We start from the raw sequence: 23,792 nt of genomic DNA on the forward strand, positions 1-23,792 counted from the left end.
TTTTGAAGTTGTTTACCAAGTTATACGATATGGCCCTAGTGTGGGCAAAGCACCGCCATGCAGAACGTTATTTAGCTGCAATGAGCTTTGCAGAGTCAGTTTTTTTTCCAATACCGCCCGATGTAATGCTTGCACCTATGTCGCTTGCGCAACCCAAAAAAGCATGGCGTTTTGCAAGCTTTGCCACAATAGCATCGGTTGTTGGTGGAGTAGTTGGTTACTTGCTTGGGTTTTGGCTATTTGAACCCGTAGTTGAGCCATTGATTGCACAAATGCACTGGCAAGAAAAGTTTGATATCGCATTAAATTGGTTTAAAGATTACGGTGTTTGGGTTGTGTTTTTAGCTGGTTTTTCGCCTATACCATATAAAGTATTTACCATTGGCGCAGGTGTTTTACAAATGGCATTTTTGCCATTTTTACTCGCATCGGCGATTGGACGTGGTGCGCGATTCTTTTTAGTTTCAGCCTTAATGAAGTGGGGCGGGGCTAAAATGGAAGCAAAATTACGTCAATATATTGAAATACTTGGTTGGGGATTAGTGGTATTAATTGCGCTAGCGTACTTTTTATTGCGTTAAGCGTTAAAAATATCAATTGTCTAATTTGGGAGAAAAATACAATGAATAAACAGTTTTTACTGTATGTGACTATATTTGTTGGTGTTTTTCTCTCAGGTTGCTCTTCTCGCCATATTCCAGCGCCTGTTAGCAGCCTAAATAATAATGTTAATGATTTAGGTCATACCATTAACATAAATGGCGATATTTATAAGGTGCAAAAAGGTGATACGCTCTATTCGATAGCCTTTAGCGCCGGTAAAGATTTTAGATTACTTGCAAAAAACAATTCAATTCCATCACCTTACACAATTTTCCCTGGGCAAAACATCTCCTTAACCCCCAAGCCCGAAAAAACAAAAAGGGATGAAAAATATACGAATTTGAGTAAAAAGTCTATAAAAAACACACAAAAAAATAACATAATATTAAAGAAAGAGCTTGATCCTCCAAAACAACGAGAGTATGTTCAGAAACAAGCCAGTAACAAAGTTAGTAATACTAAACGTTTGTCGAGCAGTAAAGTTAAGTGGTTTTGGCCTGCAAAGGGCAAAATTACCAAACGCTTTTCTAATAAGGAAAACGGTTATAAAGGTTTACAGATTACTAATCGCAAAGGGGCTTCAGTCTTAGCTGCGGCACAAGGAACAGTGGTATACGCGGGTAACGCTCTACGAGGTTATGGTAGTTTAATCATATTGAAACATAATGATGATTACCTAAGTGCTTATGCACATAACTCGAAATTACTTGTTAAAGAAAAGCAGAAGGTTAAGGCAGGACAAAAAATAGCAGAAATTGGTAATTCAGAATCTCCGGTCACCGCGCTTCGTTTTGAAATTCGCTACCGAGGGCAAGCTGTCAATCCTGCTAAATACCTACCCTAATTTTCAGGTATTGATAATTGCTCGGGAGAAGGCTTATGGCTAGCGCAGCAAAACTTGACAAACACACTACGACTGACGAAAAATTCGATGACATCGCTGCTGATGAAAGCACAACTTTACTAGATAAAGTAGAAGACGATGAAATCTTTGCAAAAGAAGAAGTAACTAAAAATCTTGATGCAACTCAACTTTATTTAGGCGAAATTGGTTTTTCTCCTTTGCTTAGCGCAGAAGAAGAAGTGTTTTTTTCTCGTAAATCACTTCGAGGTTGTGAAGCCTCACGCAAACGTATGATTGAAAGTAACTTACGTTTAGTTGTTAAAATAGCACGCCGTTACAATAACCGTGGCCTTGCTCTACTCGATTTAATTGAAGAAGGTAACTTAGGCTTAATTCGCGCCGTTGAAAAATTTGACCCTGAGCGTGGCTTTAGATTCTCTACTTACGCTACATGGTGGATACGTCAAACAATCGAACGTGCCATTATGAATCAAACTCGCACCATCCGCCTACCAATACATGTTGTTAAAGAGCTTAATGTTTACTTACGTACAGCGCGTGAATTAACTCAAAAACTTGACCATGAACCAACAGCTGATGAAATTGCAGCTTGCCTAGACAGACCCGTTGAAGACGTAACTAAAATGCTACGTTTGAACGAGAGAATAGCATCGGTTGATATGCCGATTGGTGGTGAAAACGACAGTGTACTGCTTGATATCATCCCAGATGAAAAAAGTGCAGGCCCTGAAGGCGAAGTACAAAATAATGATATTAATAAACACATTGTAGATTGGTTAGGTGAATTGAACCCTAAACAACGCGAAGTGTTAGCTCGTCGATTTGGATTACTTGGCTACGAGCCATCTACACTTGAAGATGTAGGTCGTGAAATAGGCTTAACACGTGAGCGTGTAAGGCAAATTCAGGTAGAAGCATTACGTCGTTTAAAAGACATTTTGCAACAAGAAGGTTTAAGTACAGATAGCTTGTTTAATCAGTTTTCGTAACTAGTTAAATAGTATAAGAGACTATGTGTGTTAAAAAGCCGAAGAATTTATTCTTCGGCTTTTTTATGTTTGTAAATTAGATGATATAAATTACAACAATGCTTTTAGTTTATATAATAAATCGTGCGCTTGGCGTGGCGATAAATTATCAGGGTCAATAGCTCCCAACTGCTCTTCCACTTCAGAAGGTGTATTTTGTGCAACTTCATTATTAAAAGTAAATGCTTGTTGCTCTGTATTTGGTGCAGTAACGCTTTGATGATTTTCGAGTAACTTAAGTTTTTGCTTTGCTTGTGCAATAACAGCTTTTGGCACACCCGCAAGAGCAGCTACCTGTAAGCCAAAGCTCTTACTTGCTGCGCCATCAAGTACTGTATGCATAAAGGCGATTGTATCGTTATGTTCTATTGCATCGAGGTGCACGTTTACCAGACCTGTTGTTTGTTCAGCAAGTTCTGTTAACTCAAAGTAGTGCGTTGCAAACAATGTTTTAGCTGATATTTTTGACGCTAAATGATCGGCTGTTGCATACGCAAGCGAAAGCCCATCGTAGGTACTTGTACCACGACCAATTTCATCCATTAATACCAAAGACTGCGCCGTGGCATTATTTAAAATAGTTGCTGTTTCTGTCATTTCTACCATGAAGGTTGAGCGACCTGATGCTAAATCATCGCTTGCACCAATACGTGTAAATATGCGATCGATATTGCCAATTTTAGCGCTGTCTGCAGGTACATAACTGCCAATGTGAGCCATTAGTACAATAAGTGCTGTTTGGCGCATATAGGTTGATTTACCGCCCATGTTTGGACCCGTAATAATCAACATTTTACGTTGGCTGTTTAATTCAACAGGGTTAGCAATAAACGGTTCTTTCATTACTTGTTCAACAACAGGGTGACGACCTTGTTTAATGCTTATATTGTCGTTATCGCACAATTCTGGTTTTGCATAATTGAGTGCGAATGCACGCTCAGCTAAATTGTTTAAAACGTCTAAATCAGCCAATGCTGCTGCCATCATTTGCAACTGCTCAATATGTGGAGCAATAAATCTAAATAGCTCTTCGTATAGTTGTTTTTCAAGCGCTAAGGCTTTTGATTGGCTACCAAGTACTTTATCTTCGTGCTCTTTAAGCTCAGGAATAATATAGCGTTCGTTATTTTTGAGCGTTTGGCGACGAATGTAGTCGGCTGGCACTAAGTGGGCATTGGCGCGGCTTACTTCAATAAAAAAGCCATGTACGCGGTTATAACCAATTTTAAGCGTACTAATACCCGTGCGTTCGCGTTCACGTAACTCTAGTTGATCAAGTACATCGGTTGCACCTTTACTTAAGTTACGCCACTCATCTAGTTCGCTGTTGTAACCAGGGGCAATAACGCCACCGTCACGAATAAGTACCGGTGGGTTTTCTATCACTGCACGTTCTAATAACTCTTGTAAATCAGGGAGCTCAGGCGAGTGCTTGATAATACCCGCTATACGAGGATCGTTAGCATCACCTAACAAAGTATGTAGTGGCGCAAGTGCTTGTAATGCGCTGCGAAGGCGAGTTAAATCGCGCGGGCGAGCTGTGCATAAAGCTAGGCGTGCAATAACACGCTCTACATCACCAATCTCTTTTAATGATTCGTGTAATTCGCCGCACAGTTGTACATCTAAAATAGCGCTAATTGCATTTAAGCGAGAATTTAGCTCGTCTTTATTACGTACAGGTGTATGAATACGGCGCTTAAGTAAACGAGAGCCCATAGGTGTTGCTGTTTTATCAAGTACCTGGGCAAGTGTGTTTTCAAAACCACCTGATAGATTAACGGTAAGTTCTAAGTTTTTACGGGTTGCGGCATCTAAAATAACAGCGTGTTCGTTGTGCTCAAGTGTAATTGCACGAATATGTGGCAGTGCAATACGTTGTGTATCTTTTACGTATTGCATTAAACAACCGGCAGCAACAAGCGCGCTGTGGGCTTTATCAACACCAAAACCAACTAAATCTTTAGTACCAAACTGATCGCATAATAAGTGCTCGGCCGTATCTAAGTCGAACTCCCACTCTGGGCGGCGGCGGGCACCTTTTATATGCTCAATTAAATGAAAGTTTTCAAAGCTTTCGCTATACAGAAGTTCTGCCGGAGCTAAGCGCTGAATAGTTGAGCTAAAGGCTTCGTCGGTGTTAACCTCTACAACGTTAAAGCGACCAGAGTTAATATCAAGGTACGCGATACCGTACAGACCTTTTTTACTTTGCCAAACGCTGGTAAGGAGGTTGTCTTGTCGTTCTTGTAAAAGCGCTTCATCAGAAATTGTACCAGGTGTAACTATACGAACAACTTTACGATCGACAGGGCCTTTACTAGTTGCAGGGTCACCCACTTGTTCGCAGATAGCCACTGATTCACCCATTTGGACTAGGCGTGCTAGGTAGTTTTCTACTGCATGATAAGGTACGCCCGCCATAGGGATAGGATCGCCACCGGCTTTACCGCGATGAGTTTGCGAAATATCGAGTAATTGAGCGGCGCGTTTAGCGTCATCAAAAAAGAGTTCGTAAAAATCGCCCATACGATAAAACAATAAAATATCGCGATGCTCTGATTTTATTTTTAGATACTGCTGCATCATAGGAGTTTGTTGTTTTATAGTGTGTGGTGCATAAAGATCAAACGACATGTATTTACCCAAAGGCTGAATATGGAATTACATCAAGAGATTAAAACACTTGCTGCGCAATTAGGCGCTATTTTAACGGATAAATGCTTATGGATCACTAGTGCTGAGTCATGTACTGGTGGCGGAGTGAGTTATGCCCTTACAGATACGCCTGGAAGCTCTGCTTATATTGACCGCGCATTTGTGACTTACAGTAACCAAGCAAAGCAAGACTTACTAAATGTAAGTGCCAGTACATTAGCGCAATTTGGTGCTGTGAGCGAGCAGACAGTACGTGAAATGGCACTAGGGGCAATAAAGGCAACAAATGCAAATATATCTATAGCTGTATCGGGTATTGCAGGACCTGGCGGGGCAACTGATGGCAAACCTGTGGGACTTGTGTGGTTTGGCATACAAATTAATGACAAAGTACTGACCTTTAAACAAGTATTCTCTGGCGATAGGGCTCAAGTTAGACTGCAAGCTATTGTATTTGCATTGAAAAGTGTAATAGATGAGATAAAATAAAAAAATTAGCTTGATACTGTGATTTCATACAGTATACTTGATTCCATTAGCTGGATTTGGAGAATAAAATGAACGATAACAAACAAAAAGCGTTGGACGCTGCACTATCACAAATTGAACGTCAATTTGGTAAAGGCTCAATTATGAAATTGGGTGATAACAAAGCGTTAAACATTGAATCTGTATCTACAGGCTCATTAGGTATTGATATTGCTTTAGGCATAGGTGGTTTACCTATGGGACGTATTGTTGAAGTATACGGACCTGAGTCATCTGGTAAAACAACGCTTACTTTACAAGTTATCGCAGAAGCACAAAAAGAAGGCAAAACATGTGCCTTTATTGATGCTGAGCATGCTCTAGATCCAGTATATGCCCAAAAATTGGGTGTAAATATAGATGAATTATTTGTATCTCAACCAGATACAGGTGAGCAAGCACTAGAAATTTGTGACATGTTAGTACGCTCAAGCGCAGTAGATGTTGTTGTAATTGACTCGGTTGCTGCACTAACACCAAAAGCTGAAATTGAAGGCGACATGGGCGACTCGCACATGGGCTTACAAGCACGTTTAATGTCGCAAGCATTACGTAAGCTTACTGGTAACATTAAACGCTCTAACACGTTATGTATTTTCATTAACCAAATCCGTATGAAAATTGGTGTTATGTTTGGTAACCCAGAAACAACAACGGGTGGTAATGCACTTAAGTTTTACGCATCGGTACGTATTGATATTCGTCGTATTGGTTCTGTTAAAGAAGGCGATGAAGTTGTTGGTAACGAAACTCGCGTTAAAATTGTTAAAAACAAAGTAGCGCCGCCGTTTAAACAAGCTGAATTTATCATCATGTATGGTGAAGGTATTTCTAAGCAAGGCGAGCTAATTGACCTAGGCGTTAAGCATAAAATTGTTGAAAAAGCAGGTGCTTGGTATAGCTACTGTGGCAACAAGGTTGGCCAAGGTAAATCTAACTCAATTAAGTTTTTGAAAGAAAACCCAGAAATTGCAGATGAGATTGAAGGCAAGTTACGCGAAATGCTTTTATTAAAAGCAACTATTGAACCAGATGATGGTGAAGATAAGTTGGGCGATGACGCTGATCTTTAACAGCCTCAAAATGAGTTTTTAAGCTTGATTTGACCCGAGCTTTAAAAAGCGTTAATCAGTAATGATTAGCGTTTTTTTGTTATTAAAAACTTAAAGTAGATAACCTGAGCTCTGGATAATAAATCTATCTCGAGCAGCTATTTTCAGCGCTAACTGCGTTGAATTTACTTGCAATAGGCCAGCTATTGACGCGTAAATTCGCCTTGTTTCCACTGAAAATCTCTGGCTAGAGAAAATAAATTTAAATACCACTATGATTCAATACGTTAGTAAATCTCTTAACCAGAGTTCAGGTTAGATAAAATAAAAACGACACATTAAAAATGTGTCGTTTTTTAATTTAACTGCAAAAATCTACAGCCTTTAATTAATCAAATATATTTATAACTGCCAATTTACAGATAGAGCATAGTTACGCGGTGCACCGTAGTAACCTTGTTCCCAGTATAGGCTGTGCAAATATTTTTCACCTGTGGTGTTATTAACGTTGAAAGTGACTCCTACGTTATCTGTAATTTTGTAAGTGGCCATTAAATCAAGTAACCCGTATGCATCTTGGTTGGTAGTAACACTTGCAATACCATTAGCATCTTTAACTTGAACTCGGCTAGTTGAATCCTGCCAGCGATAGTTTGCACCAAATGATAAGCCATCAACTAAAGGCACTTGGTAGGTTGCGGCCACTTTAAGTTGGTTTTCTGGTGTGTAATCTTTTACTAAATCATCACCATCAATATTTAAATTACTAAAGCTAATACTTGCACTTAAATCATCTGTAAATTTACCACTTAACTCTACTTCAAAACCATTACTACTAATGCCATCAGCTGCATAATAACGCGTATCACTTGGTAATGAGTTAGCTATAGCAACAGCAAGGCCATCTTGTTTTGCATCAAAATAAGCAAACGTTACAAATAACTGGTCGTCTAGAAGCTGTGCTTTGACACCTATTTCGCTACTTTTTCCAGTAACAGCAGGTAGTTGATTGGCATTTATGTCTAGTTCTTTTTGCGGTACAAATGTTTCTGTATAGCTTGCATAAGCCGATAGAGATTCGTTAAAGTCGTACACTGTACCAATGTACGGTATTAGCTCAGAGTCACTTCGAGTTTGAGCAACGCCATAGGCTGTGCCTTTTGTTTCCCAATCGGTATAACGCACGCCAGCAAGTACACTTAAAGGCTCGCTTAATTTAATGCGAGTTGATATGTAAGCTGATTTTTGCTCGTTAGTAATATCACTACCATTTACGCCATCAGCAAGCGTTGCTTCTGGTATTACACCATCCCACGTTCTAAGTGATGGCATATCTGGAAAACCATTACCTGTAGTGTAATCGTAAAGAGATTGCTCTGTGTAATCCATTTTTGCTTGGCTAACACCAAATGATAGATCGTGCTCTTGATTAAATAAATCAAATTTACCACTGGCATATAGATCAAATAAATCATGCTTATCTTCGTAATCATAACGACTTGCATAACCTGTTAAACCAAGTTCAGTGTCTTTATTTGGTGTACCGTATACGTAGAACAGCTCTGAGTCTTGCTCGTTTTCGATGTGCGCATAGCGTGCTCTAGCCACCCATGTTGCTGATAAGTTTTGTTCAAGCGTTACATATACTTGCTCTGCACTGTTATCCCAGTAAGACCAATCAGCAGCAGTACTGGTTGATTCGTCATAGTCGGTTGGTGAGCCGTCGGTGTAATAAAGAGGTAGTGCCCCCCAAAGTGGGCTATCAGCATCTTTTTGTTGGTTAACGTAGTTAACGCTTAATAATGTGTTGTCTGTTAATTTGCCTTCGTAGGCTAAATAAATAATTGTTTTATCTGTTTCGTAACGGTCTAGGTATGAATCAGCTTTTTGCTTTGTAAATACAGCACGTACGGCGTGTTCTTCATTTATTGGCGTAGATACATCTAAATCTAAACGTTTTTTATTCCATGAGCCATACGAGGCTGATGCATTTGCTTGTGTTGTGTAAGTTGGTTTCTTTAAAACCATATTTACAGTTGCAGAAGGATTACCGGCACCGGTCATTAAGCCATTAGCGCCACGAACTATTTCTACACGGTCATAAATTGAAGTATCAAGACTGCCTTGAATAGATCCAGAGCTTTGTGGAATACCTAAGCCATCAACTTGAAAGTTAGTAATTTCAAAGCCACGAGCTTTAAAGTAAGTACGATCTGTTTCTATTTGCTCTACTGTTACGCCGGGGGTGCTTTCAAGTACTGAGTTTATATCGTCTAGTGAAAAGTCGTCCATTAATGCGCGTGATACTACCGAGATTGACTGTGGTGTTTCTTTAATTGTTAAACCTAGTTTGGTAGCTGATTGCGCTTCTTCTGTTATGTAGTTTTTGTGATGTTGACCATATACCGCAATTTTTTCGAGAGGTTCATCTTTTACAGTTGCTTCATCAGCAAGTGCATAACCAGATAGAATTAAAGAAGTAGCAAAGCTTAATTTAGATAAACGCAAAACTTGAGGGGACGACATAAGTTTTTCCAGTTAGTTCAAAAAGAAGTGCGTAACTTAATCTAAATGATATCGATTTGCAATTGAGTTGTGTGTTTTACCTATTATTATTCTATTTTGTTGGATTTTAGCGTCACATAAAGAGATTATGGGTACGAATTGATGAATTATATAGAACTTAATATCCCTTATAAAAAAAGCGGCCTAGGCCGCTTATTTAAAGTAGTTAGCTTTTTAGTTATTAAAAAGAGTATTTAACAGAGAATTGTAAACGATCTAAATCGCCATCTACGCCACTTTCAGTTTCACGCTCAGCATGTTTTAGCTCAGCTCCAAATGTTAGGCGTTTAACAGGGGAATATAAAATGTTAGCGCTATAGCTTTGGCTTGATTCAGTCGGATCACCAGAAATAGCTAATAAATCAGTGTTGTTATCAGCAGAGAAGAAAGAGTATAAGAACGTTGAACGCCATTGGCTTGTCCACTTGTGCTGGTAAGCAACAAAACCAGAAGTCGAATCAATGGCATCTAGTTCATCGCCATTAAGTACTGCGCCGTGAGCAACGTTTAAGCCTACGTAACGGCCTAAGCCTTTACCTTGAGTAAGCATAAATTTAAGGTTGTCTTCACCAAGGTTTATTTTACCCGACGCACTAATACCAAAAGATGTTTCATCTGCATCAACACTGCCTACTTTATAAGTAAGTTGGCGAGCAAGCGCTGCAACAACAATGTTACCCCAATCAGCTTTGTGTGTGTAACGAGCTGTAAAGTCAGGCAATGATGCATCATCAGTTACTACCATACCGCTAGTAGTAGAAATTGTACTTTCTGGGTTTTCTAATGAGAAAGACCATGCGCCAGTGGTATATTTAATTTGCGATTGGCGAACAAATATAGTGCCTTCAGCTGGGCCTACAAAATCAAGCGTTTCAGCAAGGGCACCCACGTTTTGAAAGTTAGACCATGTTTGACCAAATAACCAACCGTCGTATGTCACAAACGCATGGCGAATACGTGGAGCATAAGAGTTTGATACACGTTCATTGCCGCCAGCAGCTGAGGCTAAAAAATCAATCTCAATTTTAGTGTTAACGGTCTTACCGTTATCCATAACAGTGGCTGTGCCAAAGTTAAAGCGTGACTCGCGAGCATGCATATCAAACACAGCATCTGAGCTGTTATCGTCGCCAACTGTTAGCGTACTTGGTACGTAAAAGTCACGACCTACGTTTGAACCTGCAGGCGCACCCGCTGAATAATCACTCCACATAGAGTCGAGTTTAATGTATCCACCGTAAGTAAATTCGGTATCACCAATTTTTGCAGCAGTTGCCGCGTATGCAGTACTTGATAGTGCACATAGTACAGCGCTTGCTGCCAATGTTTTTAATGGGGTAAATTTCATTGTGGTGTCCTTTATAGGCTACTTGTTATTTATTACTTTTTTTTCATAGATATTTGTATTACTTGCTACGAGTATTACTTACGAATAAAAAGGGTTGTTAATTTGGCTTTCAATTCACTTTCTATTTTCATTCGTTAAATAAAGCATTTTAGTAAGTACAACAAAATATCTTTATTAGAGTACGACAACACTGTTGAATATGTGCAATATTTACTCAATTACCTATTGGTCTATAAGACTAAGGTTTGAGAGCAGATTAGTTTGTATTTACTTACATTTAACGCGTTGTATTATTTATGTAAAAAAATTGAAAGCAGAAGGATTATAAACTACAAATGAGGAAATTGAAGAGGTGTACAACTAAGGTCTAATACTTAATGTAGCACTGCTGAGTAATCCTTGATAAAAGCTTAAGGCAAGTAATTTAAATGGAGACTAAGATGTCACAAAGTATCTATCCAGTTCCTGCGCATATTAAAGATGCGACTCTTGTAGATAAAAATAAATATAATACGCTTTACAAGCAATCTATTGATGACCCAGAAAGTTTTTGGCGTGAGCATGGCAAACGTCTTGATTGGTCTACCCCTTATACAAAAGTTAAAAACACATCATTCGACAAAGGCCATATAAATATTAAATGGTATGAGGATGGCTACCTTAATGCTTCGTACAATTGTATCGATCGTCACTTAAAAACCAAAGCAGATAAAACGGCGCTTATTTGGGAAGGTGACAGCCCATCTCAAAGTGAGAATATTACTTATCAACAATTGCATGATGAAGTAGCCAAGTTTGCCAATGGTTTAAAAAAGCTAGGTGTTCAAAAAGGTGACCGTGTAGCGATTTATATGCCTATGACGCCTCAAGCTGTTTATGCAATGCAGGCTTGTGCACGTATTGGTGCTATTCATTCGGTTGTATTTGGTGGCTTTTCACCTTCTGCGATTGCAGATCGTATTCGAGATTCGGGTGCCAAGGTCGTTATTACTTCAGATGAAGGGCGCAGAGCGGGTAATTGTGTTCCATTAAAAGCAAATGTAGATGAAGCGGTAGCGCAAGAAACTGTAACCTCAATTGAGCATGTTATTGTGCACCAATTAACCGGCGGTGAAGTTGATTGGAATGAGCACGATATATGGTGGCATGACCTAGTTGCTGATTTACCAGCAAAGTGTGAACCAGAGCCAATGAACGCTGAAGATCCATTGTTTATTCTATATACGTCAGGTTCAACAGGTCAGCCGAAGGGGGTTGTGCATACGACTGGTGGCTACTTAGTTTACTCATCAATGACACATGAATACGTATTTGATTTAAAAGAAGACGATGTGTATTGGTGTAGTGCCGATGTAGGTTGGATCACAGGCCACAGTTACATTGCATACGGGCCATTAGTAAACGGTTGTACACAAGTATTATTTGAAGGTGTACCAACTTATCCAACTGCAGGACGTATGGGCGAAATTGTTGATAAACACGGTGTAACTATTTTATATACTGCGCCTACAGCAATTCGTGCGCTAATGGCGAAAGGTGATGAGCCAACAGCTTCGTCAAATCGCGATAGTTTACGTATTTTAGGCTCGGTTGGTGAGCCAATAAATCCAGAAGCATGGACGTGGTATTACGAGAGTATTGGTAAATCTAATTGTCCGATTGTTGATACGTGGTGGCAAACAGAAACCGGTGGCATAATGATTACGCCTTTACCGGGTGCAACTGATACAAAACCTGGTTCTGCGACACATCCATTTTTTGGTATTGCCCCTGCATTATTTGATGCTGAAGGCAATAACCTTGAGGGTGCTGTAGACGGTAATTTAGTAATTTTAGATAGCTGGCCATCGCAGGCGCGAACGGTTTACAACGACCATGAACGTTTTGAACAAACTTATTTTAGCGCCTACCCAGGTGTTTACTTTACAGGTGATGGTTGTCGTCGTGATGAAGACGGGTATTACTGGATCACAGGACGTGTGGACGATGTACTTAACGTATCAGGCCATCGCCTTGGTACTGCCGAAATTGAAAGTGCTTTAGTTGCGCACGAAGCAGTAGCCGAAGCTGCAGTAGTGGGTTACCCGCATGATATTAAAGGCCAAGGTATTTATGTTTATATTACGCCTAACGAAGGTGTAACAGTAAGCGATGAGTTAACCAAAGAGGTACGTAACTGGGTTCGTAAAGAGCTTAGCCCAATAGCATCACCAGATATGATTCAATGGTCACCGGGTTTACCTAAAACGCGCTCAGGCAAGATTATGCGTCGTATTTTACGTAAAATCGCTGCAAATGAGCACCAACAACTCGGTGATACGTCAACGCTTGCAGATCCATCTGTAGTTGATGAACTAATCGAGAACAGATTAAATCGTTAAATGTGCGTTAAAAACTTGATTACAAGTTGATTCTAAACGTAGTATATCGGCTGTCAGTAATGGTTTTATACCTAACTGGCAGCCGAATTTATTAGGAGTGAACCATGAGTCAGTTTTTAATAGCGGACGACCATCCGTTATTTCGTGAAGCACTAAAGGGCGCATTGAGCGCAAAATTTGAAGGTTTAGAGGTTTTTGAATCATCCGATTTTGACAGCACACTGCAAGTGTTAAGCGAGCAAGAGGATCTTGATATATTACTGCTAGACCTTCACATGCCAGGTAATGGTGATTTATATGGTCTTATTCGTATTAGAGAAGAATACCCAAGCTTACCTATTGCCGTTGTTTCGGGTAGTGAAGACGCTAATATAGTTTCTAAAGTAATGGGTTACGGCGCTATGGGTTTTATTCCTAAATCGTCATCGTCTGATGATATTGCCAGTGCAATTAACCAAATACTTGAAGGCGATACATGGCTACCAAAAGAGCTAAAAAACAAAGTAGCTGAAATTGAAGGTGAAGACCGAGAAATAGCAGCGCAAGTTGCCTCATTAACACCTCAACAATACCGAGTGCTGCAATATCTGCACGAAGGTTTACTTAATAAGCAAATTGCTTATGAACTGCACATATCAGAAGCAACAGTAAAAGCACACATTACAGCCATATTTAGAAAACTCGGCGTGTACAATCGTACCCAAGCCGTTTTAATTGCCGCTAAATTAAAACTCGAGCCAATAGAGCAGGCATAATTTACATTTAAAAAGTCACTTGCTTATTTATGAGCAAAAAAATGCCAGCAACAATGCTGGCATATTTTTATGTGTAGAATAATCAATTAGAATTCAGGTTAATAACAAAATGCATACCTTGTTATCAACACTGTTTTATTACCTCAAAATAAACTACTTAATTAAGCGAATTGGTACAATGCTAAGAAAACACTACAGTTTTATTACCATTAATAAATAGCTTATGCTCTGATGCAAGTTGGAGTGCTTTACAAAACACTGTTTTCTCTACATCTTTACCCATTTTAGCCATCATTTCGGCGGTATTAGCATGTGTAACGCTTGTTACATCCTGCAAAATAATAGGGCCTTCATCAAGCTCATTATTCACAAAGTGAGCGGTAGCACCAATAATTTTTACGCCGCGCTCAAATGCTTGATGATAAGGTTTAGCACCAATAAATGCGGGTAAAAATGAATGATGAATATTAATTATTTTGCCTTCGAAGCGACCCACAAATTCAGGGCTTAAAATACGCATGTATTTGGCAAGACCAATAATATTAGGGTTGTAGCTGGCAATTAAATCACCTACTTTTTGATCGTGCTCGCTACGAGTTAGTCCTTCGTGCGATACAACATGAAACGGCACATCAAACCCTTTTGCTAAAGGCTCTAAATCAGCGTAGTTAGCAATAACGGCTAATACTTCAATATTAAGAGTTTGTTCAAATTGCTTTAGCAACATACCACCTAAACAATGGGCTTCTTTAGTTGCAAGTAAAACTACTTTAGTTTTTGCACCGCAATGTAGGGCAAGTTTAGCGCCTTGTGGCAACAGTGCGCGTAGTTGATCTAAAAAGTCGCTTTGTGGCTCGCCTGTAAGCTCTGTGCGCATAAAAAATCGCTGTGCGTCTTTATCTACAAACTCGTTGTTACGCGTAATATTTAAATTATTTTTATGACAAAGCCCTGTGATTTTAGCTATTAAGCCTACGTCGTCAGCACATTGGGTGGTTAGTATATAGCTCATTGTCCTCATTCTTACCCTGTGATTAATACTTCATTATTTGTGTTTTGGCACATAAAGCAAGGGCTTTGTGGACTAATCCAATATTAATCATGTTGTTGAGTATAAAAGAGGTAGTAAAGTTAAAAGGTATTGAATAGAGGTTAATAAAGGATAAAAAAATGCCACCTAATTTACAAGGTGGCATTAATACTAATAATCCAGAGTTTAAGTTAATTAACCCTTTGGCTCGGGAGATAAGTTTTCTTCTTGTCTTAAATACCCGGCAGCTTCTTCGTCATCTTTAGCTATCGCTTGCTGAGTAGGTATAGCACGCGTTTGCTGGTTTAATTGATGTATTTGTGACGCATTACCTAAATCACGCTCACTGGTGATTGAGGCGATAGATTCACGGTCTTTCAAGAACGCGATAACGTCTTTTTTGATTGCTTGTAATTGTCCTTCGTCTTTATGCATTTCCATAATATGGCGAGGATGTTCAAGATTTTTCATACCTGTTGCTGCAAACGTAGTAGAAACAACACGAGAAACAATAATCCAAGGCGTTATGCTACTGCGTACTAAAGTATTTTCTGAGCGAGTACTATCGTGAATACCAGTACCTGTTGATATTTTAGACTCAGTAAATGTGCCTTCGCATTTAAAGTACACTAGTAGTGATTCAAATTGCATTTCAGCAAAAAATAGATGAGCTGTATTTGTAAGCAATTGCGCAAATGCTTTAATAAGTATACCTATTAGCAATAAGTGAAAGCTTGTCATTAATAGCTCACTAAATTGAATAACATGTTGGTTATTAAATGCTTGTTTAAAGCTACTAATATTTGCAGCGTCAACGTAATGATAAATATTAATAAACGAATACGCTAAAAACACAGTAAACGCTAAGGCTATAATATAAAGCAAGTTACCACTTACTAAAGCAAGTAACCGTGCTAGCGTAAAGTTTTTACCTAAGTCTATTGAGTGCAGTTTAGGTTGAATCTCTTGGATCATTTCACCTTTAAAACCGCCTTTACCTTCAATTTGTTCTTGAAGCTTAGGATCTAATTCGCGATAAACTCTGTTAGGTACTTCTTTATAACGACGGTTAGCCATTACTAGATTGTCTAGGTTTATAAAAATTTCGTCTGGATGAACAGACTCTTGCCAGTTTTCACGTAGTTCTGATACTTCAGCAGAAGGGGTAACTGCATTTAAACGCGCTTTAATCATAATAAAAGCAATTGCGCAGCTCAGAGTGGCTAATACAATAATCGCAATTAAGTACATGCCAGCATGAAGACTAGGTAGTTGCTCAATCCAGCCATCTATTTCTTGTTTGCTAATGTGTTGTTCTTTCATCAGCCATGACATAGAAAGGCCAATAGCGATTGGTAGAATAAAAGATAAAGAAATAATTTTAGCGAGTGCACCGGTACCAAGTGCTTCAATATTTTTTTCAGCGTTTCTAGAAATAGGTTTACCCGTAGAGCGCCACGAAAAAAGCACGTAGAACATTAATATGGCACTATAAACAGGAAATGCTAATTCGCCTGCTTCACCGGTAAAACCCGATAAAGATACAAATGCCACAAGGCCATAAGCAATAAGTGCAACAAGGGTACTTACCCATGAGCCAAATAAGCGCTGAGCAACATTACGAATAGGATAAGGTAGGAATAATAACTTAGGGATTAAGCTGTGAAGTAAACGTGATAAAAAACCATTAGGCTCTTTAAACGTACTGTTTTTACGACCAACCAGCATTTCTTCGAGTGATTGCGCGGTGTAGGCTACTTCTTTTTCTTCTTCTTTGGCGGTTGATGCTTGTGATTTACTGTAGTTATAAGCAAGTGAAGTAGGGTGGTTTCTGCCTACAAAATACTTAAGAGTTGCATAAATACCACTTGAAAGTGAGCGAATGCCGAATGCTAAAATAAGCATGCCAAACACCATTAAAATCCATCCAGCGGTTGTATCTTCTTTTACTGAGCCCGCAGCAATAACAAGTAAACTAATACCCGCTATAGACTCGATGAGTCCTCTTACAGCTGTTACTTTACCTTCAAGTTTGAAGGGGTTTTTTAGTCCAAGATCAATCGATCCATAATCAAAAGCCATTGAATGCTCCTTTTAAACAGCATGCCCAATTAAGGGAGAATATAAGCGTAGTTATAATAACCATTATATATATCGTATTTTTGTTTTTGCTCAATTTTTGATTATATATCAATAAAGTCGTTCAGTTTAAGGTTATTTTAAAGTGGTACATTCTATGCTTTGAAATATAAGCTTAAGCGAGTTAACAATATCTCTTTTAAATGCTTGAGGAGGAATGATGGAATTGATTTACGTTGATGATAGTTTGCCCGGAATTACCCGAAAGCAAAAAAACAAACATTGGCAGTATTTTGACCCAATAGGAAAAATAATTAAAGAGAAGGCCGTTATTGAGCGCTTAAATTCACTCGCGTTCCCGCCTGCTTATAAAAGTGTATGGTTTTGCCCTGAAGAAAATGGGCATATTTTAGCAACAGGTTACGACAGTAAAGGACGAAAGCAGTACCGATATCATCCATTATTTACACAACAACAAGATGCTAAAAAGTATCAAGCTTGTAGTGTGTTTGGACATAAGCTGCCGTTACTTAGGGCTCAATTAATGGAAGCATTGCAAGGTGATGAGCTCGATTATGAACGTACTTTAGCAGCCATTGTTAGATTAATGGATTTAGGTGCTTTACGGGTGGGGAATGAACGTAATGTAAAACAAAATAAAAGTTTTGGTGCGACAACCCTAAGATCAAGGCATGCAAAATTAACAGGTAAAAATATTAGATTAAAATACCGTGCAAAGTCAGGTAAAGAAAGGGAAGTAAATATAACGGATAAAGCATTGAGTAGTGTTATTAAGGAGCTTCAGGACTTACCCGGGCAACACTTGTTTCAATATATAGAAGAGGGGGAGCGCTCTAACGTTACTTCGACTGAAATCAATCAGTATATTCAAAATATAATGGGTGAAGAATTTAGCGCAAAACACTTTAGAACATGGCGAGCAAGTGTGATTGCTTTTAAAGAAGTGTACGAAGCAAAAGGCGCTATTACATTAAAAACAATGCTTGATGAAGTGTCTTCAAGGCTTGGGAATACGCCAACAATAGCGCGTAATTCTTATATTCATCCTGATGTTATTGAGCTTTGTAAGAAAAATGAATCAGAACAAACTCATTGGCGCGACAATTTTAAATTACCCCGTAAAACAAAGTATCTTAGTCGGTTTGAGCGCGGTTTATTAGAGTTTTTAACGTAACGATAAAGGCTGTAGCTTACAGCCTTTATGCTAAGTTTTTATATTATGCTATTGCAGCATAAACGTTTCGTATTCTAAATCTTCAAATTGTTTTGAAAGCCAAAACAATCCTACTACCGAGGTAATAATGGTCGCTAATGCAAAGCCATAGCCATAAAACTGCGGTCCAAAAGCAATTGATAACAAAGTTAAAACAACATTGATTACCAAAAATAACCCCGCTAAAAATAGTACTGTTGAGCGTTTATCTAAATAAAACAAAATATTTAAAATAGATAAAAATATAACTTGTACGCCTACACCGACTACATCAATAAATAAAAGCGTTTTATAGTTTGGATCAATGCCAATAAAGGTAAGTATTTGCTCACCCCATAATAATAAGCAGGCAACGGTAATACCCTGAATTTTAAATATATCGTATAAACCGGCACGCGCAGTTTGGATCATACTGTCTTTTAATATGTAGATCTCTTCAAGAGATGAGCCACCACGAATAGCGGTGTAAAAACGGTCGTACTCTTCTACAAAGTCGGTTTCCATTTTTACTAAAAATACCGCCATACCGGGGATAATAGACAAATAAGCCAAAAATATAGGTAAGTCATAAATTGGGCTTGCTCTTAATGTGCCAATAATTTGAATTGATGTGCTTGGAGAATACCAAAAAATGATTTTATCAGCCCATACACCAATGTTATAAAACAGACCACAAAAGAATAGGCTGTAATACACTTTTTTATTGCTTAAAAAGTCAAAGCTTATAAGTTTTTCACCAGGGTAGCGGCGAATAATCATAAATAAAAAGCTAAAAAAGAGCAGTGCTTCGCCAGCAAAAAACGCAAAAAATAAGCCGTCTAACTGCCAGTCTCTTAATAAATATGCAAGCAATACCATAAAGGCGTAACCACTTAGCATGGTAATTAAAATTAACCGGTATTCTTTCATACCTGATAGAAAAATAGCGCCAAGCCACTGATTACATAAGCTTACAAAGGCACCTAAAATTATAATCTTAGTGACAACGGGTATAGGGAGCATAGGCCATACAGCTAAGCCCACCAATAACGCAGCTATTGTTGTTACAAGTTGCGCACCAAGTAAATTAGGGAGTACTTTTGCCTCTTCTTTTTGAAAAAACAAATCGGCAATAAACCGAGTTAGTAATAACTGCAAACCACCCGTTAAAATAAGTGAGGCGGCCATCATGTAGGTAACAAGCGTTAAAAACTGAATAATAAGTACTTTAGGTAATACAATCCCTAAACTTAAAATACCAATCAGCATTAACGCTACAATAGAGAGCAGCCAGGGGCCTGAGCCTATTAATCCTGCGTAGCCGTATGCTTCAAAAACTGAGAGCAGGGTATTTTTTTTGAGAATTTTTCGTATCTCAAAACCTATTCCGGCCATGCCATTGTATCCTTATAAAGTTTATCGTAACGGGCAAACATGTGGCTCTCGTCATAAAATTTTTGTACGCGGTCTAAACCACTTTTTTGATACTCAAGCCAAGCTTGCTCATTTGTTAGCATATTTGATATTTGTTGTGCTGTTTCGCTAGGAGAAGCAATTGAGACAACTTCACCTGCTTTACCTAATGCTTTATCTTCATCGGTTCCGCCTTCGATTATTTCGCGGCACGAGCCAACATCACTAGCCAGTACAGGCACACCGGCCGCCATTGCTTCTAAAAGTACTAAAGGCTGCGCTTCGGAAATCGAGGTTAAAGCAACAATTCCGAGCTTAGGCAAAATTTTGGTAATATCTTGCATACCTAAAAACTTAACACTGTTTTGTAAATCAAGGCTGCCTACAAGTAGTTCACACTCTTTGTAATATTGCGGATCTTCTTCATAAGGGCCGATGATCCAGCCTTCGACCTCTGGTAATATCGATTGCGCTTCTTTAATCGCACGTATAAAGGTTTTAATATCTTTTATAGGCACTACACGTCCAATTAACCCAACAACCGGTGGTATCTGTTTTGGACGCTGATCAAGCGCTTCAATAAAGCGTACTGTTTTAATGCCATTAGGTACAACAAATGCTTTTTCAGGCGCTGCACCATCTTTTATTTGGCGCTGTCTGTTACCGTCGTATAGCGAAATGATCTTATCTGCTTCTTGGTATGTTGTTCGGCCTATTTGCTCAAAAAAGCTGATCCACATTCGGCGAATAAAGCCCATCTCGGTATTTAAGTTTTTACCTAGGCTTTGTTCAGACTCTTTGATCCAACTGGCTTGAATAAGATCTATTTTTCTCTCTTTGGTGTAAATACCATGTTCGGTCAACAAAAAGGGAGTATCGCTTATAACACTGGCACCAGATCCTAAAATACCAGCATACCCGGTAGATATTGAGTGAATAAGTTTAACTTTTGGAAGTCCACGTGCAATTTCGGCTATTTTAAATAGCGGTTTATATAAATTGCGATATGACCAAAAAAAGTCAATAAAAGAGGATTCATCACAAAAAGTTGAATAGTAATTAGTGAGCACTTGCCACGATGATTCACTATATAAAAAGTCGGCTTCGTTAATACCGTCTTTTTTAGCCAAAGTTTCAAATGCAAATTTTAACAATTCAGTCGGGATAGGCTCGTTACAATCTCTAAAATAATTTTGTAGTTGTTGCCAGAAATCAAAGAGCTCTTTTTTATATTTAACCCCATGCTTGGCTTTTATTTCAGAAGTATCATTTTCCACTAAATAATGAACATGCAGCTTGGTAACGTTTTCAGGTAAAGTATATTGAATCTCGCCATAATGCTCTGGTGCTCCACCTATAAAAACAAGCTCAAAGTTATAATGAGGTAACCCTTCAATTATTTGATGAACCCAACTAGATACACCACCACGTACGTAAGGGTAGGTACCTTCCAAAAGCAGTAAAATGTCTGCATTTTTATTACTCATGCCAATACTCCTGCAAATGACGTAATTCACTGCCTTTAGGTTGTTCTGGGAGTTCTTTTAAATAGCGTTTACAGTCGTCAAACTTGTTCATACAAAAGGCAACTTCGGCTTTATAAGGGAGAACATGACGCCTTGCCATACCAAACTCAGTTGCTTTAAGTAAGTACTCATGGGCTATTTCGTATTTGTCTAAGGCTAAAGATATACGGCCTAAAAATATAAAGGTTGCAGGTGTTTTTACGTGCTCAATACTTTGCTCTGCAAGTGCTTCTGCTTTTTCTAAAACATATTTACGCAGTGCACCTTGGGCTAAACCCAAATAGCTAAGTTCCCAATACAGTTCGGCTAGCTGTTTTTGTAAATGGCTCAATTTAGGCTGCTTAGTCGTAATGGCTATTTCTTGCTGATACAAACTGATTTTTTCGTTGAGTTTGGTTTCTTTACCATCAAGGGTTGAGTAGGCGAGTAGTCGAATATCATCTTCTAAATCTTTAAGTGCTAGCTTTAAAATAGGAATAGCTTGTGAGTCACTCATGTGACGAGCTGCCATTACAGCACTTAAACGTTTATTTGGTTCACTCGCGTGCTTCAAAATTGCTTTAAGTCCGCCAATAGAATAGGTCGGGTTTGCTGATATTGCTCTGGCTTCAAAAGGAAGCTCAGGTATTTTATGCTCTTCTATTTCTATCTCGTCGTTTTTGAGAGGTTTACAAAGAGCAAACGTAAGCGCTACTACAACACCTATAATTCCAAGTACTGGTAATGTAAACAATAATAAAAACATGAGTAGCAAAGAGCTATAAGGAGTCGTTTTGTATTTTTTAGGTATAAAAACATAACTAACAATAGCAAAAAGGATGCTAGCAATAGCATGCAATAATATAGCTAAAAACCAATTAGGTGTTTCCAGTACTTCTATTAATGCAAAGTACTGGCAAATACACCCTAAAATAGCCGCTACAATAATTATAATCATGAAAGTGAAACCAATCTCTTTATATCATCTGAGCTTATTGGTAGTGCAAGTTGTTGCTCAATAACAATATCAAGCTCAGCTAAAGTGTTACCAGTGCGCTCTTTACACCAAGTGTTCATTCGGGCGATAAACCCTGCTTTTTCAAGTTCATCAGCTAATGGCATTAATAGCAGTAATACCTGATTTTGATTATCGTACAAATAAATGTCTAAACCACGGCGTGCTTCACTTAAATAACTCATAAGTTGAGTCGATTTATCAGTAATATTATTGGCTTTTATTTTTAGCAGCTGCGATGGAATGTTGTATCGTTTTGCTTCTTTATTCGCGCGTTTAACTTGGCGAATAAAGTACGGAGACTCTTCATACGTCATTACTGGGTTTGTTATTTCATGGCGCAGTAGGTCGCCAATATGCCCAGCCATAACAGCAAGTAGTGTAAGAGTGGTATTTTTAAGCGCAAAAAATTGTACTCTTTCAACTAAAATAGCGCCATAAATTGTATTATTTACGTCGATAAGTGGGATTGCCATATGGTATTTACTTATACCTGATGCCATTTTTGCGTCTTTTACTGATACTAATTCTTTTTCTTCAATCATCGCTAGTATAAGAGGATCGTTTTCAGCTATTTGACTCATTTTGCCAATAGAGGCAAGTGGTGGCTCTAAAACAGTGTCGTTTTCAACTTTATATAAACCCGCTCTTTCTAATAAACCATATTCAACGAACAGGTCGATTATTTTTTGCGCTGCGCTATCAAGTCTTCTTTCTTTTAATAGCCCGATAGAGGTTCTTACTGCTTGTAGCGATTCACGCAAACTTAACGTATGGCCAGCAAGCATTTGCTCTATTCTATCGTGAGATGAATTAATTAAGTGATACTGACGAGTAAATGTTTCAAGGCGGTCGGTTACGTACTCAAGCTGAATACTTTGTTGTTGATTAGTGCGCTCCCACACATCCCTAAACTCACCTGTGATCATAATTACAATAATGTAGCCAATCATGGCGTTAATATTGAAGTCGCTTTGTGGTGATAAAATATTTGCTTGAAGTAAAAAAAGTTGGCCAACAAGCAAACATAAAATACTAATAAAGCCTTTTGAAAAGCCATAACGTAGAGAAACTAAAAGTGGGCCAAGTACAGGCCACGAAAACCCTCCCTCAGTCCAAAATGGGTCCTCTGCGTTAAATAATACAGGCAGCCCTAAAGCAAGCGCGGTAAATATAAATACCTCAGCCCATATTTGTAGCTCAGGAACGTCTCTTGGTCTAAGGAAATGTGTTTTCACTCACTAACCTCTATATAAGAAATTAAATCGGCAATCACATCTTGTGCTGTTGCTGCAATGCTATCGCGGCCCCAACCACTTTTAGCAATAGTACCGGTCCAAATCGGTGTTGTTTGTCCATTTACAGTGAGTGATAATGTAAGTGCAACAACGGGTTCGCCATCAAGCCCAGCTTTGTAGCGCCACTCTTCAATACTGCCTGTTAATACATAGTCAGCTTGTTGAGTGTTTAACCACTGCATAGCATTGTCTAAGCGGTATTGATCGTCCAGTGGTGGAAGCTCTTTGGTGTTAACGCGAGGTGCGCGTATAAGAGTTGGTAATTTATTTTGTTGCCAAATACTGGCTAAAATATCTTCAGCACGCTCACCTGCAAGCGGTGTTTGAGCATGATTAACAAGTGGCATTAATGCCACTGTTTTTAAAGGGCTAAGCTCTATATCATCAGCAACTCTGCTGGTGGTACATGCTGATAATAGTAATACCAAACACGGTATAATTAAACGAAACATACTC

Annotated in this window: 18 protein-coding genes; 8 read left to right on the forward strand and 10 right to left on the reverse strand. The window is 38.7% G+C overall.

What is annotated here, in order from left to right; genetic code table 11:
• Positions 1 to 2 precede the first annotated feature (2 nt).
• The 3 genes from I6F47_RS12630 to rpoS are packed head-to-tail and all read left to right on the forward strand — an operon-like array spanning position 3 to position 2,457.
• On the forward strand, positions 3 to 581 hold the full coding sequence (locus I6F47_RS12630) for a YqaA family protein (RefSeq protein ID WP_007584782.1): 579 nt from the start codon (positions 3 to 5) through the stop codon (positions 579 to 581).
• Between the two features lie 41 nt (positions 582 to 622).
• Positions 623 to 1,447, forward strand: coding sequence for a peptidoglycan DD-metalloendopeptidase family protein (locus I6F47_RS12635; protein WP_165736245.1), 825 nt, complete (start codon positions 623 to 625; stop codon positions 1,445 to 1,447).
• Between the two features lie 35 nt (positions 1,448 to 1,482).
• Positions 1,483 to 2,457, forward strand: coding sequence for an RNA polymerase sigma factor RpoS (gene rpoS / locus I6F47_RS12640; RefSeq protein WP_007584786.1), 975 nt, complete (start codon positions 1,483 to 1,485; stop codon positions 2,455 to 2,457).
• A 90-nt stretch (positions 2,458 to 2,547) separates the two neighbouring features.
• On the opposite strand, the gene mutS is transcribed toward rpoS, so the two are convergent.
• A complete protein-coding gene (gene mutS / locus I6F47_RS12645; protein WP_197183965.1) occupies positions 2,548 to 5,133 on the reverse strand; it encodes a DNA mismatch repair protein MutS in 2,586 nt (861 codons plus the stop codon).
• Between the two features lie 21 nt (positions 5,134 to 5,154).
• Between mutS and I6F47_RS12650 the strand changes: the two genes are divergently transcribed.
• Both I6F47_RS12650 and recA read left to right on the forward strand, forming a co-directional pair.
• Positions 5,155 to 5,643, forward strand: coding sequence for a CinA family protein (locus I6F47_RS12650; RefSeq protein ID WP_165722864.1), 489 nt, complete (start codon positions 5,155 to 5,157; stop codon positions 5,641 to 5,643).
• A gap of 68 nt (positions 5,644 to 5,711) precedes the next feature.
• Positions 5,712 to 6,755, forward strand: a complete 1,044-nt coding sequence (gene recA / locus I6F47_RS12655) for a recombinase RecA (protein ID WP_024591486.1) — start codon at positions 5,712 to 5,714, stop codon at positions 6,753 to 6,755.
• 381 nt (positions 6,756 to 7,136) lie between these two features.
• Here the strand turns inward: recA and I6F47_RS12660 are convergent, their stop codons facing one another.
• Both I6F47_RS12660 and I6F47_RS12665 read right to left on the reverse strand, forming a co-directional pair.
• Positions 7,137 to 9,260: a TonB-dependent siderophore receptor gene (locus tag I6F47_RS12660; protein WP_101217727.1), complete on the reverse strand. Its 2,124-nt coding sequence runs from the start codon at positions 9,258 to 9,260 to the stop codon at positions 7,137 to 7,139.
• Positions 9,261 to 9,480: 220 nt separating this feature from the next.
• A complete protein-coding gene (locus tag I6F47_RS12665) occupies positions 9,481 to 10,647 on the reverse strand; it encodes a DcaP family trimeric outer membrane transporter (protein ID WP_010554447.1) in 1,167 nt (388 codons plus the stop codon).
• 440 nt (positions 10,648 to 11,087) lie between these two features.
• Here I6F47_RS12665 and acs point away from each other — a divergent pair, with 440 nt between their 5' ends.
• Both acs and I6F47_RS12675 read left to right on the forward strand, forming a co-directional pair.
• On the forward strand, positions 11,088 to 13,028 hold the full coding sequence (gene acs / locus I6F47_RS12670) for an acetate--CoA ligase (RefSeq protein WP_121955524.1): 1,941 nt from the start codon (positions 11,088 to 11,090) through the stop codon (positions 13,026 to 13,028).
• A gap of 104 nt (positions 13,029 to 13,132) precedes the next feature.
• Positions 13,133 to 13,783: a response regulator transcription factor gene (locus I6F47_RS12675; protein WP_007584799.1), complete on the forward strand. Its 651-nt coding sequence runs from the start codon at positions 13,133 to 13,135 to the stop codon at positions 13,781 to 13,783.
• A 181-nt stretch (positions 13,784 to 13,964) separates the two neighbouring features.
• Here I6F47_RS12675 and purU read toward each other — a convergent pair whose 3' ends face one another.
• Together purU and I6F47_RS12685 are read right to left on the reverse strand one after the other, a co-directional pair.
• Entirely contained in the window at positions 13,965 to 14,795 is an 831-nt protein-coding gene (gene purU / locus I6F47_RS12680; protein WP_197101406.1) for a formyltetrahydrofolate deformylase, read from the reverse strand.
• A 213-nt stretch (positions 14,796 to 15,008) separates the two neighbouring features.
• Positions 15,009 to 16,895 carry a hypothetical protein gene (locus I6F47_RS12685; RefSeq protein ID WP_165722861.1) on the reverse strand — a complete coding sequence of 629 codons (1,887 nt, stop codon included), beginning with the start codon at positions 16,893 to 16,895 and terminating at the stop codon, positions 15,009 to 15,011.
• Between the two features lie 217 nt (positions 16,896 to 17,112).
• On the opposite strand from I6F47_RS12685, the gene I6F47_RS12690 reads away from it, so the two are divergent.
• The gene (locus I6F47_RS12690) at positions 17,113 to 18,087 is read left to right on the forward strand and encodes a DNA topoisomerase IB (protein ID WP_197183966.1); all 975 of its coding nucleotides are present in this window, start codon (positions 17,113 to 17,115) and stop codon (positions 18,085 to 18,087) included.
• A gap of 48 nt (positions 18,088 to 18,135) precedes the next feature.
• On the opposite strand, the gene pelG is transcribed toward I6F47_RS12690, so the two are convergent.
• Genes pelG through I6F47_RS12715 form a run of 5 tightly spaced genes read right to left on the reverse strand, consistent with a single transcriptional unit; the run spans position 18,136 to position 23,788 of the window.
• Positions 18,136 to 19,500, reverse strand: a complete 1,365-nt coding sequence (pelG, locus tag I6F47_RS12695) for an exopolysaccharide Pel transporter PelG (protein ID WP_007584803.1) — start codon at positions 19,498 to 19,500, stop codon at positions 18,136 to 18,138.
• On the reverse strand, positions 19,488 to 21,005 hold the full coding sequence (gene pelF, locus I6F47_RS12700) for a GT4 family glycosyltransferase PelF (protein WP_165722858.1): 1,518 nt from the start codon (positions 21,003 to 21,005) through the stop codon (positions 19,488 to 19,490). Before pelF ends, pelG begins: the two co-directional genes overlap by 13 nt.
• Positions 20,998 to 21,981 carry a HEAT repeat domain-containing protein gene (locus tag I6F47_RS12705; protein ID WP_197117782.1) on the reverse strand — a complete coding sequence of 328 codons (984 nt, stop codon included), beginning with the start codon at positions 21,979 to 21,981 and terminating at the stop codon, positions 20,998 to 21,000. The genes pelF and I6F47_RS12705 overlap by 8 nt, the downstream gene beginning before the upstream one ends.
• On the reverse strand, positions 21,978 to 23,276 hold the full coding sequence (locus tag I6F47_RS20725; RefSeq protein ID WP_197183967.1) for a PelD GGDEF domain-containing protein: 1,299 nt from the start codon (positions 23,274 to 23,276) through the stop codon (positions 21,978 to 21,980). Before I6F47_RS20725 ends, I6F47_RS12705 begins: the two co-directional genes overlap by 4 nt.
• Positions 23,273 to 23,788 carry a protein PelC gene (locus tag I6F47_RS12715; RefSeq protein WP_197117784.1) on the reverse strand — a complete coding sequence of 172 codons (516 nt, stop codon included), beginning with the start codon at positions 23,786 to 23,788 and terminating at the stop codon, positions 23,273 to 23,275. Before I6F47_RS12715 ends, I6F47_RS20725 begins: the two co-directional genes overlap by 4 nt.
• Between the last annotated feature and the right edge of the window lie 4 nt (positions 23,789 to 23,792).

The sequence above is a fragment of the Pseudoalteromonas sp. NZS37 genome (genome assembly GCF_015864265.1).
GTDB lineage: Bacteria > Pseudomonadota > Gammaproteobacteria > Enterobacterales > Alteromonadaceae > Pseudoalteromonas > Pseudoalteromonas arctica.

Excerpts from the sequence above, each read along its gene's own strand:
- I6F47_RS12650 (WP_165722864.1), top strand. The coding sequence starts at position 5,155 with ATGGAATTACATCAAGAGATTAAAACACTTGCTGCGCAATTAGGCGCT.
- I6F47_RS12690 (WP_197183966.1), top strand. The coding sequence starts at position 17,113 with ATGGAATTGATTTACGTTGATGATAGTTTGCCCGGAATTACCCGAAAG.
- I6F47_RS12665 (WP_010554447.1), bottom strand. The coding sequence starts at position 10,647 with ATGAAATTTACCCCATTAAAAACATTGGCAGCAAGCGCTGTACTATGT.
- purU (WP_197101406.1), bottom strand. The coding sequence starts at position 14,795 with ATGAGCTATATACTAACCACCCAATGTGCTGACGACGTAGGCTTAATA.
- I6F47_RS12660 (WP_101217727.1), bottom strand. The coding sequence starts at position 9,260 with ATGTCGTCCCCTCAAGTTTTGCGTTTATCTAAATTAAGCTTTGCTACT.
- rpoS (WP_007584786.1), top strand. The coding sequence starts at position 1,483 with ATGGCTAGCGCAGCAAAACTTGACAAACACACTACGACTGACGAAAAA.
- I6F47_RS12685 (WP_165722861.1), bottom strand. The coding sequence starts at position 16,895 with ATGGCTTTTGATTATGGATCGATTGATCTTGGACTAAAAAACCCCTTC.
- recA (WP_024591486.1), top strand. The coding sequence starts at position 5,712 with ATGAACGATAACAAACAAAAAGCGTTGGACGCTGCACTATCACAAATT.
- I6F47_RS12715 (WP_197117784.1), bottom strand. The coding sequence starts at position 23,788 with ATGTTTCGTTTAATTATACCGTGTTTGGTATTACTATTATCAGCATGT.
- mutS (WP_197183965.1), bottom strand. The coding sequence starts at position 5,133 with ATGTCGTTTGATCTTTATGCACCACACACTATAAAACAACAAACTCCT.
- pelF (WP_165722858.1), bottom strand. The coding sequence starts at position 21,005 with ATGAGTAATAAAAATGCAGACATTTTACTGCTTTTGGAAGGTACCTAC.
- acs (WP_121955524.1), top strand. The coding sequence starts at position 11,088 with ATGTCACAAAGTATCTATCCAGTTCCTGCGCATATTAAAGATGCGACT.
- I6F47_RS12635 (WP_165736245.1), top strand. The coding sequence starts at position 623 with ATGAATAAACAGTTTTTACTGTATGTGACTATATTTGTTGGTGTTTTT.
- I6F47_RS12675 (WP_007584799.1), top strand. The coding sequence starts at position 13,133 with ATGAGTCAGTTTTTAATAGCGGACGACCATCCGTTATTTCGTGAAGCA.
- pelG (WP_007584803.1), bottom strand. The coding sequence starts at position 19,500 with ATGGCCGGAATAGGTTTTGAGATACGAAAAATTCTCAAAAAAAATACC.
- I6F47_RS12705 (WP_197117782.1), bottom strand. The coding sequence starts at position 21,981 with ATGATTATAATTATTGTAGCGGCTATTTTAGGGTGTATTTGCCAGTAC.